Annotated in this window: 10 protein-coding genes; 8 read left to right on the top strand and 2 right to left on the bottom strand. The window is 62.0% G+C overall.

All coding sequences use genetic code 11. The annotated features are described in order from the left end of the window. Positions 1-138: 138 nt before the first annotated feature. Positions 139-657, bottom strand: coding sequence for a glycine cleavage system transcriptional repressor (locus PSAKL28_RS02010; RefSeq protein WP_038605938.1), 519 nt, complete (start codon positions 655-657; stop codon positions 139-141). Between the two features lie 433 nt (positions 658-1,090). On the opposite strand from PSAKL28_RS02010, the gene PSAKL28_RS02005 reads away from it, so the two are divergent. After that, entirely contained in the window at positions 1,091-3,268 is a 2,178-nt protein-coding gene (locus PSAKL28_RS02005; RefSeq protein ID WP_038605935.1) for a malate synthase G, read from the top strand. Between the two features lie 67 nt (positions 3,269-3,335). Here PSAKL28_RS02005 and PSAKL28_RS02000 read toward each other — a convergent pair whose 3' ends face one another. Next, entirely contained in the window at positions 3,336-3,779 is a 444-nt protein-coding gene (locus PSAKL28_RS02000; RefSeq protein ID WP_038605932.1) for a response regulator, read from the bottom strand. A 236-nt stretch (positions 3,780-4,015) separates the two neighbouring features. On the opposite strand from PSAKL28_RS02000, the gene PSAKL28_RS01995 reads away from it, so the two are divergent. From PSAKL28_RS01995 to PSAKL28_RS01965, 7 genes are all read left to right on the top strand, one after another. Beyond that, a complete protein-coding gene (locus PSAKL28_RS01995) occupies positions 4,016-5,953 on the top strand; it encodes a DUF294 nucleotidyltransferase-like domain-containing protein (protein WP_038616187.1) in 1,938 nt (645 codons plus the stop codon). Further along, complete coding sequence (locus tag PSAKL28_RS01990) at positions 5,950-6,654, top strand: 3'-5' exonuclease (protein ID WP_038605930.1); 705 nt, start codon at positions 5,950-5,952, stop codon at positions 6,652-6,654. The genes PSAKL28_RS01995 and PSAKL28_RS01990 overlap by 4 nt, the downstream gene beginning before the upstream one ends. A gap of 95 nt (positions 6,655-6,749) precedes the next feature. Beyond that, the gene (locus tag PSAKL28_RS01985) at positions 6,750-7,268 is read left to right on the top strand and encodes an RNA polymerase sigma factor (protein WP_038605927.1); all 519 of its coding nucleotides are present in this window, start codon (positions 6,750-6,752) and stop codon (positions 7,266-7,268) included. After that, positions 7,265-8,221, top strand: coding sequence for a FecR domain-containing protein (locus tag PSAKL28_RS01980; RefSeq protein WP_038605924.1), 957 nt, complete (start codon positions 7,265-7,267; stop codon positions 8,219-8,221). The genes PSAKL28_RS01985 and PSAKL28_RS01980 overlap by 4 nt, the downstream gene beginning before the upstream one ends. A gap of 163 nt (positions 8,222-8,384) precedes the next feature. Further along, positions 8,385-10,808, top strand: coding sequence for a TonB-dependent siderophore receptor (locus PSAKL28_RS01975; RefSeq protein WP_038605921.1), 2,424 nt, complete (start codon positions 8,385-8,387; stop codon positions 10,806-10,808). An 8-nt stretch (positions 10,809-10,816) separates the two neighbouring features. Beyond that, entirely contained in the window at positions 10,817-11,935 is a 1,119-nt protein-coding gene (locus PSAKL28_RS01970; RefSeq protein WP_038605919.1) for a PepSY-associated TM helix domain-containing protein, read from the top strand. Then, positions 11,932-12,123, top strand: a complete 192-nt coding sequence (locus PSAKL28_RS01965; RefSeq protein ID WP_038605917.1) for a hypothetical protein — start codon at positions 11,932-11,934, stop codon at positions 12,121-12,123. The genes PSAKL28_RS01970 and PSAKL28_RS01965 overlap by 4 nt, the downstream gene beginning before the upstream one ends. The last annotated feature ends 44 nt before the right edge of the window (positions 12,124-12,167 follow it).

Genomic DNA, 12,167 nt, shown 5'->3' with positions numbered 1-12,167 from the left:
GGATAACCCCATCGCTGCACTGCTCCCTGTAGGAGCGGATTTATCCGCGATGGGCTGCGTAGCAGGCCCGGTTTGGCGTCGTACTTCCGGCCTTCGCGGATAAATCCGCTCCTACTGGGAGGTCTCCTGCAGCCTAAATCAATCTTCCGGCCGCAGCTTGAGTTCCACCATCAGGTCATCCGCCAGTTCCTCAAGCTTGGCCTGAAGCACATCCAGAGAAAGGGTCAAAGGCATCGCCAGCAACGCATCGGCGTGAAACAGCGGCTCGCTGCTCATCGGGGCCGGACGCACGTCGGTGCTGAGGCGCTCGACATTGACCCCCTGTTCGGCCAGCAAGCGGGTGATGTCACGGACAATACCTGGGCGGTCATTGCCCACCAGCTCCATGGCAATCGGCTTCCAGGTACAGGACGGATCGATGCCGCTTTTGGCAATCAGCACGCGAATATCATGTTTGCTCAAGGCTTCCAGGGCCCGGACCAGCTCTTCGTAGGACTCGGCCGGCACCGCTACCTTGAGGATCCCGGCAAACTGCCCGGCCATCCGCGACATGCGGCTCTCCAACCAGTTACCGTTATGCTCGGCAATGCATTCAGCGATACGTTCGACCTGGCCGGCTTTGTCGGGGGCGATCACTGTCAGTACGAGATGATCCACGCGGTAACCCTCTGCTTTTAACGGTTCGGCCCCTGAAATCAAAGGCTGCGGAGAAAGTATAGGCAAGGCGCGGCAACCTGCCGCAGCAGCCGCTGAAGACAAATCGTGTACTGTTTCAAGATTTATCTGGAACAATCTGCCACTTTTTTGAGAACATACTGATTCCCAGCGTGACCCTCTGCGACAAAATGGTCGCAGAACGACGTATTTAGTCTGATTTTCACAACCGCAGCGCATCATGTAGTATGCCGCAGCGCGGACTACAAAACGTCGAATCGATGTCTGCCAAGGCGCCTGTGAAAATACGCAACCGCTCGCCAGCCTGTCTGGCAGGCAGCACCCAGCCGCCCATCGGGCATGTTCTGGTGCCGTGTTTAGAGAAGCGCGCAAGGCCTAAATAGAAGAGCAATAGCTGAGCAGAGTGAGGCAAGCAATGACTGAACACGTTCAAGTCGGTGGCCTTCAGGTCGCCAAAGTCCTGTTCGACTTCGTGAACAACGAAGCCATTCCCGGAACTGGCGTCAACGCCGAGCAGTTCTGGGTGGGGGCAGAAAAGATCATCAACGACCTCGCTCCAAAGAACAAAGCACTGCTGGCCAAACGTGACGCGCTGCAGGCACAGATCGATGCCTGGCACCAGGCGCGTAAAGGCCAGGCTCACGATGCCGTGGCTTACAAAGTCTTCCTCCAGGGCATCGGTTATCTGCTGCCAGAAGCTGCAGACTTCCAGGCCTCGACCCAGAACGTCGACGACGAAATTGCCCGTATGGCTGGCCCGCAACTGGTTGTGCCAGTGATGAATGCGCGCTTCGCCCTGAACGCCTCCAACGCCCGCTGGGGCTCGCTGTACGATGCCCTGTACGGCACCGACGCGATCAGCGAAGCCGGTGGCGCGGAAAAAGGCAAAGGCTACAACAAGGTTCGCGGCGACAAGGTGATTGCCTTCGCCCGCGCCTTCCTCGACGAGTCCGCGCCGCTGGCCGCCGGCTCGCATGTCGACTCCACCGCTTATCGCATCGAAGGCGGCAAGCTCGTGGTTGCCCTCAAAGGTGGCAGCAACAGCGGCCTGCGCGATGACGCCCAACTGATCGGCTACCACGGCGACGCCTCGGCGCCGACCGCGATTCTGCTCAAGCACAACGGCCTGCATTTCGAAATCCAGGTCGATGCCAGCACGCCGGTCGGCCAGACCGACGCTGCCGGGGTCAAGGACGTGCTGATGGAAGCCGCCCTGACCACCATCATGGACTGCGAAGACTCGGTTGCCGCAGTCGATGCCGATGACAAGGTAGTGATCTACCGCAACTGGCTCGGCCTGATGAAGGGCGACCTCGCGGAAAGCGTCAGCAAAGGCGGCCAGTCCTTCACCCGGACCATGAACCCGGACCGCGAATACAGCGCGCCGAACGGTGGCACCGTTACTCTGCACGGTCGCTCGCTGCTGTTCGTGCGTAACGTCGGTCACCTGATGACCATCGACGCCATCCTCGACAAGGACGGCAACGAAGTACCCGAGGGCATCCTCGACGGTCTGGTCACCAACCTTGCCGCGATCCACAACCTCAACGGCAACACCAGCCGCAAGAACAGCCGCACCGGCTCCGTGTACATCGTCAAACCAAAGATGCACGGCCCGGAAGAAGCGGCGTTCACCAACGAGCTGTTCGGTCGCATCGAAGACGTGCTGGGCATGAAGCGTAATACGCTGAAGGTCGGCATCATGGACGAGGAACGCCGTACCACGGTCAACCTCAAAGCCTGTATCGAAGCGGCCAAGGAACGTGTGGTGTTCATCAACACCGGCTTCCTCGACCGTACCGGCGACGAAATCCACACCTCCATGGAAGCTGGCGCTGTAGTGCGCAAGGGCGCCATGAAGACCCAGAAGTGGATCGGTGCCTACGAGAACTCCAACGTCGATATCGGCCTGGCCACCGGTCTGCAAGGCCGCGCCCAGATCGGTAAAGGCATGTGGGCCATGCCGGACCTGATGGCCGACATGCTCGAGCAGAAGATCGCTCACCCGCTGGCCGGTGCCAACACCGCCTGGGTACCGTCGCCGACCGCCGCCGCGCTGCACGCGCTGCACTACCACAAAGTCGACGTGTTCGCCCGTCAGGCGGAACTGGCCAAGCGTGCACCGGCATCGGTGGATGACATCCTGACCATCCCGCTGGCACCTGACACCAACTGGTCGGACGAAGAGATCCGCAACGAGTTAGACAACAACGCCCAGGGCATCCTCGGCTACGTTGTACGCTGGATCGACCAGGGCGTGGGTTGCTCGAAAGTACCGGACATCAATGATGTCGGCCTGATGGAAGACCGCGCCACTCTGCGTATTTCTGCGCAGTTGCTGGCCAACTGGCTGCGCCACGGTATCGTCACCGAGGCTCAGGTACTGGAAAGCCTCAAGCGCATGGCGCCGGTGGTCGACAAGCAGAACGCCAACGACCCGCTGTACCGCCCACTGGCACCGGACTTCGACAACAACATCGCCTTCCAGGCGGCGGTCGAGCTGGTGGTAGAAGGCACCAAGCAGCCGAACGGCTACACCGAGCCGGTGCTACATCGCCGTCGTCGTGAGTTCAAGGCCAGGAACGGTCTGTAAATAGCCCGTCGCGGGTCAAGCCCGCTCCCACAGGTTTTGTGGGAGCGGGCTTGACCCGCGATCAGCTTCAAGCAATTCCCAACTCCCTGCGCACCAACCCCATCAACTTGTCCACATCGATCGGCTTGAGCAAAAAGTCGACAACACTCAAATGCATCGCCGCTATGGCGTCTGGCACGTCGGCATCACCGGACACGATGATGATCGGCAACGCCGCTTTGTCCGATTCGCGAATCTGCCGGATCAGCTCCAGGCCATCGAACGGCCCCATACGCAGATCGGTAATCAACAAACCGATATTCTGCTTGCCTTTCAGGCACGCCAAGGCCCGCTCGGCATTTTCCGCCATCACGCACTTGATACCCTTGGTTTTCAGGTAACTGGCCAACGCTTCGCGAGCCAGCTTGTTGTCATCGACGATCAATACCTTCTGTGGCGTAGCCCGCGGCGCCGTAACCGTTGCCAGTGCTTCACGTTCGGCATCACTCAGTATGTCTTCTTGGTCGGGCATGGCTGTCTCATCATCAATGACTCGCAAAATGTCCCTCGAATCAAGTTCAGACCGCTTTTGATCGCCTTGCAACCCGTCTCTCGTCGACAATTTGACACCCGTCGCGTTTCTCACCCTGCCCGTCGCCCCATTTAGACTTACGTCCAATGGGCACTGGGCACCCTGCAGCCGACCATGAGGGTCGAAAACAACAAGGTCGATATCTACAAGGTCGACACAAAGACGCGGTAATGCTCATGAGCAAAATGGACGCCTTCTCCCAGGCCGGAAAAACTGCAGTACTGCAGAACATCCAGGGGACCCTGCAGTTCCTGCAACGCTTCCCCCCCTTCAACCAGATGGAGAACGCCCACCTGGCGTTTCTCGTCGAGCAGTGTCAGCTGCGTTTCTATGCGGCCAACGACAGCATCATCAAGCCCAGCGACGGGCCGGTCGAGCACTTCTACATCGTCAAACAGGGCCGAGTGATCGGCGAACGCCAGCACGTCACCCGCCCCGGCACCGAAACCACGTTCGAGATCACCAGCGGCGAGTGCTTTCCCCTGGCCGCCCTGCTCGGCGAGCGCGCGACCCGCACTGAACATCTGGCCGGTGAAGACACCTTCTGCCTGCAGCTGAACAAGGCGGCATTCATTCGTCTGTTCGCCCTCTCCGACGTGTTTCGCGACTTTGCCCTGCGCGGCGTCAGCAGCCTGCTCGACCAGGTCAACCAACAGGTCCAGCGTCGCGCGGTAGAAACCCTCGGCACGCAATACTCACTCAACACCCGTCTGGGTGAGCTGGCCATGCGTCACCCGGTGGTCTGCGAACGCCACACGCCGCTGCGTGAGGCCGTGGCCCTGATGCACGAGCAACAGGTCGGCAGCATCGTAATCGTCGATGAGCAGCGCTTTCCGCTGGGAATCTTCACCCTGCGCGACCTGCGCCAGGTGGTGGCCGACGCCAGCGGCGATTTTGCCCAGCCGATCGCCGGCCATATGACCCACAATCCGTTCTACCTGAGCCCCCAGGCCAGCGCTTTCGACGCAGCCATTGCCATGACAGAACGGCACATCGCCCACGTCTGCCTAGTCGAGGACCAGCGCTTGTGCGGGGTGGTCTCCGAGCGCGACCTGTTCTCCCTGCAACGTGTCGACCTGGTCCACCTGGCGCGGACCATCCGCCATGCCACGCGGATCGAAAGCCTGGTGTCGCTGCGCGGCGAGATCGGCCAGCTGGTCGAACGCATGCTGGCCCATGGTGCGTCTTCAACACAGATAACCCAGATCATTACCCTGCTCAACGATCACACCGTGTGCCGGGTGATCGAGCTGGCAATCGAAGACAAAGGCGATCCGGGTGTGCCGTTCAGCTGGCTGTGCTTTGGCAGTGAAGGCCGGCGCGAACAGACCCTGCACACCGACCAGGACAACGGCATTCTGTTCGAGGCCCGCGATGCCGCCCACGCTGCCGAAATCCGTGGCCGTCTGCTGGCGCTGGCACAACACATCAACCAGGGCCTGGCGCAATGCGGCTTTACCCTGTGCAAGGGCAACATCATGGCCGGTAACCCCGAGCTGTGCCTGTCGCGTGCCGAATGGGCGCGACGCTTCGCCGCCTTTATCCGCGAAGCCACACCGGAGAACCTGCTGGCCTCGAGCATCTATTTCGACCTGCGGGTGGTCTGGGGTGACGAAAGCGCCTGCGAACAACTGCGCCAAAGCATTCTTGAGCAGGTCGCGGATAACCGCCTGTTCCAGCGCATGATGGCCGGCAATGCCTTGCGCCAGCGACCACCGGTCGGGCGCTTCCGCGAGTTCGTGTTGACCCGTCAGGGCAATGACAAGGCCGCCACACTGGACCTCAAGGTCCAGGGCCTGACGCCGTTCGTCGACGGCGCGCGGTTGCTGGCGCTGGCCAATGGCATCAGCGCCAACAACACCCTGGAACGCCTGCGCGAGCTGGTGACCCGCGAGGTCATCGACCCGCTCGACGGCGCCGCCTATGAAGAGGCCTACCACTTCATCCAGCAAACCCGCATGCAGCAACACCAGTTACAAAGCCGCCAGCACCTGCCGTACTCCAACCGCGTCGACCCGGACAGCCTCAACCATCTCGACAGACGCATCCTGCGCGAGTCCCTGCGCCAGGCCCAACGCCTGCAGAGCAGCCTGGCCCTGAGGTATCAGCTGTGAGCCTGTTCACCTGGCTGCGGCCCCGACAGATCAACGAACACATACGCCAACGGGCAGCACAGCTGGCACCCGCCGCCACACTCAGCGAAGACTCGCTGCGCAGCCAGCGCTGGGTGGTACTGGACCTGGAAACCAGCGGCCTGAATACCCAGCGCGACCAGGTCCTGTCGATTGGCGCAGTGGTCATCGAAGACGGCGCCATCGACTTCAGCCAGCAGTTCGAACGCACCCTGTACCAACGCGATCACAAGCTGACCTCCAGCGTCCTGATCCATGGCCTGGGGCCCAGCGCCATCGCTGCCGGCTGCGATCCTGCCGAGGCGTTGCTCGACCTGATGACCTTCATTGGCAACAGCCCGGTACTGGCCTTTCATGCGCCCTTCGACCAGCGCATGCTCAGCCGCGCCCTGAAAGACCACCTGGGCTATCGTCTGCAGCACCCGTTCTTCGACGTGGCCGAACTGGCGCCGCTGCTGAACCCGCAGATCACCCTGCGCGAAGCCGGGCTGGACGACTGGACGGCCTGTTTCGGCCTCGAGGCGATCGAACGGCACAACGCCAGCGCCGATGCCATGGTCACGGCCGAGCTGGCCCTGATCCTCTTCAGCCAGGCCCGGCGCCAGCACCTGGACAGCCCGGCGCAGCTGGACCAGCACCTGCAGCGCTGGCGGCGGCGAAAGCAACAAAGTCACGGCTTCTAGCGCCATCCGATAAGCGTCAATTGCGTTCCACAAGAAGATTCTGCAACAATCGCGAATAATTCTCGTTAGTTAACGCATCTTTTTCGGGGAACGCCTTGTCGTCCGTACAAAGCCCACACAGTGAGCTGGTCGGTACGCTCTACCGCGACCATCGCAGTTGGCTACTCGGTTGGCTACGGCGTAATATCGCCTGCGCCGAGCGTGCCGAAGACCTCAGCCAGGACACCTTCGTGCGCCTGCTGGGTCGCGACCAGTTGCCGCCACCGCGTGAACCCCGAGCCTTTCTCCTGGCCATCGCCAGGGGCCTGCTGTTCGATCATTTTCGCCGCGCGGCACTCGAGCAGGCCTATCTGGCCGAGCTGATGCTGATCCCCGAAGCCGAACAACCGTCCCCGGAAGAACAACACCTGATTCTCGAAGACCTCAAGGCCATTGATCGCCTGCTGGGCAAGTTGTCGAGCAAAGCCCGCGCGGCGTTTCTCTACAACCGTCTGGACGGCCTGAACCATGCGCAGATTGCCGAACGCCTGGGTGTTTCCGTATCCCGCGTGCGCCAGTACCTGGCCCAGAGCATGCGCCAGTGCTACATCGCCCTGTACGGCGAGCCGACATGAACGGCAAGCCGGTCAGCGCCCGCGTGCTTGATGCCGCCATCGCCTGGCAGCTGTGCCTGGATTCAGGCAGCGGCACTGCCGACGAACGTGCCGAATTCGCCCGCTGGCATGCCGCCAATGAAGAGCATGCCCGCGCCTGGATGCAACTGGGCATGCTCGAGCAGCGCTTCAGTGCCGCCGCCGGGCCTGCGCGCCAGGCTTTGCTGCAGTCGCGCGCCAGCCTGCGTCAGCGCGTACGCAAGATTGGCAGTGGCGTCGCCAGCCTGGTGCTGGTGGTTGGCTTGCTGAGCTGGGTCAGCGCCTATCAGTCAGTCGGTTACTGGCTCGCCGATCAGCGCACCGGCACCGGCGAGCAACGCAGCCTGCGCCTGGCCGACGGCACCCTGATCAGCCTCAACACCCATTCGGCGGTGGACATCCGCTTCGATGAAAAGGAACGCCTGATTGTCCTGCATGAGGGCGAGGTTTCCATCGAGACCGGACACAAGGATGATCGTCCCTTCATCGTCGCTACCGAAGACGGGCGCATGCGTGCGCTGGGCACACGCTTCCTGGTCAAAGTGGAAGATCAGGGTACCCGCCTGAGCGTGTTGCAGTCGGCCGTGGCGGCCAGGCCGCAGGACAGTGGCGACGAACAGATTCTGCATGAAGGGCAGCAGGTGCTGATGAGTCATGACCGGCTCGGGCAGATTGCCGGCCTCAACGTCGGTGCCGACGCCTGGACCCGCGGCATGCTGGTGGTCGACAACGTGCCTCTGAGCGAGTTGATCGACGAGCTTGGCCGTTACCGCAGCGGCTACCTGGGGGTTGCGCCGGAGGTGGCCAACCTGCGCATTACCGGCAGCTTCCCGCTGAACGATACCAACCTGGCGCTGACCTCATTGCTGCCGACCTTGCCGGTACAGATCGAGCAGCACACCCCGTGGTGGGTGACGGTGGTGGCGCGACCTTAAGACCCTGATCGCGGGCATGTGGGAGCGGGCTTGCCCCGCGATGGCCTGTGCCTGCAACCCAAGCTGCAATCAAAATCTAAATTATTTTCACTAAGCCCTATCACTTTTCCCCTCTCACTCGGCAAGGAAGCTAGTTAGCACGTATTCGTCGAGGAGTTGCTGCATGTCCCGCGTTTTCCAAACCTTCCTGCGCCCCAGCTTGCTGGCCATCGCCATTGCCCTGTCCGCCCCCGTGGTGAGCAGCTCGCTGGTGGCCGCCGAGCAATCCGGCCTGCACAGTTACAACCTGCCTGCCGCACCGCTGTCGAGCACCCTGAACCAGATCGCCAGCCAGGCCGGCATCGCCCTGACCCTCGACCCGAGCCTGGCCAACGGTCGCACCTCGGCACCGGTCAGCGGCGAGTACAGCGGCGTGGGCGCCTTGCAGGCGGCATTGCGGGGCACCGGTCTGCAACTGCAGCAAAGCAGCGCGGGCACCTACAGCCTGGTCGCGACGCCCGAAGGTAGCCTGGCGCTGCCGGAAACCAGCATCAACGCCACCGGCGATTATGAAAGTGCCTGGGGCCCGGCCACCGGTTTCACCGCTACCCGCAGCGCTGCAGGTACCAAGACCGACACCCCGATCGTCGAAATCCCGCGCTCGATGACGGTCATCACCCGTGAGCAACTGGACGATCGCCAGGTCCTCAACCTCAACGACGCCCTGCGCTACACCGCAGGCGTGCAGAGCAGCGGCTACGCCTCCGACCCCCGCGCCGACTGGCTGCGAGTCCGCGGCTTCGATCCAACCCAGTTCCTTGATGGCTTGCCGCTGCCAAAAGGCTCGTTCGCCAACCCCAAGGTCGAACCATGGAACCTTGAGCGTATCGCTGTGCTGCGTGGTCCGGCTTCGTCCGTCTACGGCCAGACCCCGCCAGGCGGCATGCTCGACATGGTCAGCCGTCGCCCGCAGGCTGAAAGTGCCCACGAGATCGAAGCGCAGACTGGCAGCAACAACCACCGCCAGATCAACTTCGACAGCACCGGCAGGATCGACGACGAGGGCCAGTTCCTCTACCGCGTCAGCGGTGTGGTGCGCGACAGTGGCTCGCCAACCGACCATGTTCCGGACAAGCGCTACAACCTTGCGCCCAGCCTGACCTGGAACATGAATGAAGACACCAGCCTGACCTTCATCACCCAGTTCACCCGCGACGATACCGGCATCTCCGGGCAGTTCCTGCCGATACAAGGCACCAAGCTGGACTCGCCGGCCGGCGATATCTCCCACCACAAGAACCTCGGCGATCCGGACTGGGAATTCTACGACCGCACCTACTACGCGCTCGGTTACGCCTTCGAGCATCGCTTGAACGATGTCTGGCAGTTCCGCCAGAACCTGCGCTACACCAAGAGCGATCTGTCGTTCCAGGGCATCAACGTCGCGACCATGAACAACGGCTTTGTCGAGGCAGACGGCACGGTTCCGCGGGAAACCGGCATCGTCAACGAAGACATCAGCCAGTTCGCCGTGGATAACAACTTCCAGGCCGACTTCCAGACCGGAGCCTTGAGCCACACCCTGTTGATCGGCCTCGACCATCAGCGCTCAAACACCAACTATCGATGGGACTACGGCCTGAGCGACAGCGTGCCGCCAGGCAACGTGATCAAGCCTCCGTATGGCCAGGACTTCTCCAACGTCCAGTACTTCACCATGTACGACTACAACCAGAAGACCCGCCAGACCGGCCTCTACGTCCAGGACCAGATTGCCCTGGACAACTGGCGCCTGACGTTGGGTGGTCGTGAAGACTGGGTACACACCGGCACCACCTTCCACAACCTCGGCGACGCCACCAGCACCGAACGCGACACGGCCTTCACCGGCAACGTCGGCCTGAGCTATGTCTTCGACAATGGCGTGACCCCGTACATTTCCTATACCGAGTCGTTCCAGCCGACCACCGGCGCAGCGGTCTCGGCCACTCAGTCGTTCAAGCCGACCGAAGGGCGCCAGTATGAAGTGGGCGTGAAGTATCAACCGGTAGGCAGCAAGAACCTTTACACCGCCGCGGTCTACGACCTGCGCCAGGAGAATGTCAAAGTTGCCGAAGGTAACCTGACCCGCCAGGTAGGCGAACTGCAGGTCCGCGGTCTTGAACTGGAAGCGACGACCCAGGTAACCGACAACCTCAAGCTGATCGGTTCCTACAGCTACACCGACACTGAAATCCTCAAGGGCGCGGCCAACGAGCAAGGCAATCGCATGGCCCTGATCCCGCGTAACCAGGCGACCCTGTGGGCTGACTACACCTGGTACAACGGCCCGCTTGACGGCTTTGGCATCGGCGGTGGCGTGCGCTACGTCGGCGACAACTATGGCAACACCGCCAACACCGATCTGGCCCACGTTGGCTCCTACACCGTCTACGATGCCTCGGTCCATTACGACCTGGGCCGCAAGATCAACACCCTCAAAGGCATGACCGTAGCGGTCGAAGCCAAGAACCTGTTCGACAAGGACTACCTGGCCAACTGCGATGGCTACTGGTGCTACTACGGTGACGAGCGCAACGTGGTTGCCAGCGTGAATTACAAGTTCTAAGGGCGTTAATGAAAAGCCAGACCATACGCCGCTGGTCCTTTGTCCACACCTGGACCAGCCTGATCTGCACCCTGTTCCTGCTGATGCTGGCAGTGACCGGCCTGCCGCTGATCTTTCACCACGAGATCGACCACTTGCTGGGCGATGCTCCGCAACTGCAGGAGATGCCCGCCGACACGCCGAAACTGGACCTGCAGCAACTGGTCCTCAAAGCCCAGGCGCATCGCCCGGGCGAGGTCATGCAGTACTTCGGCTGGGATGAGGACGACAGTAATGGCGTGATCGCGATCATGGCGGCCACCGCCGGTACCGAGCCGAACTCGTCGCATACCTTCATGCTCGATGCCCGCACCGGTGAAGCGGTGGAAATGCCGTCGGCCAATGGCGGCTTCATGATGACCATGCTGCGTCTGCATGTAGACATGTTTGCCGGCCTGCCCGGCAAGCTGCTGCTGGCGTTCATGGGCGTGCTGTTCGTCGTCGCGATCATCTCCGGCACGGTGCTCTATGCGCCGTTCATGCGCCGCCTGAAGTTCGCCACGGTGCGCCATGAAAAGTCGCCGCGCTTGCGCTGGCTCGATCTGCACAACCTGATCGGCATCGTCACCCTGACCTGGGCCCTGGTGGTTGGCGTGACCGGGGTGATCAGTGCCCTGTCGGACCTGGTCATCGCGGCATGGCGCAACGACAGTTTGAGCGCGATGGTGGCGCCTTACCGTGACGCCCCGCCGTTGACGCAACTGGCACCGGTCAGCCGGGTGCTGGACATCGCCGCCGAAGCCGCGCCGGGGATGGTGCCGGACTTTATCGCGTTTCCGGGCACGCGCTTCTCCAGCGAGCATCATTACGCGGTGTTCATGAAAGGAGGTACGCACCTGACTGCACACCTGCTGACTCCGGTACTGATCGATGCATCGACCCTGGCGGTGACCGCGGTTGGCGATCGCCCCTGGTACATGGACGCGATGGGACTGTCGCAGCCGCTGCACTTTGGTGACTACGGTGGCCGGCCGATGCAGATCCTCTGGGCGCTGCTCGATGTACTGACCATCATCGTGCTGGGCAGCGGATTGTACCTGTGGTGGGGCAAACAACGGCGTCCGCGGGTGCAGGAGGTGGCAGCATGAGCCACCGATCGCAATCAACCCGCAGGGTCTTTGCCTGGCCGCTGGTCATTGGCCTGTCGGGTGCAGCCGGGCTGTTCGCCGCGCTGCTTGGCGATGGCTGGTGGGATGCTCTGGCCTGGGTTGGCCTGGGCATTCCCGCGGTGTTGGGTCTGCGTGGGTTCTGGCGACCCCGCACCTCAGTGTCATAACAGTGTACCGACTGCGCCTGACTACGCGCTCCTAGCATGGCCAG

This window comes from Pseudomonas alkylphenolica (assembly GCF_000746525.1).
Taxonomy (GTDB): Bacteria; Pseudomonadota; Gammaproteobacteria; order Pseudomonadales; family Pseudomonadaceae; genus Aquipseudomonas; species Aquipseudomonas alkylphenolica.
The sequence above is the reverse complement of the archived record's forward strand: the minus strand, read 5'-3'. Positions and strand labels throughout refer to the sequence as shown.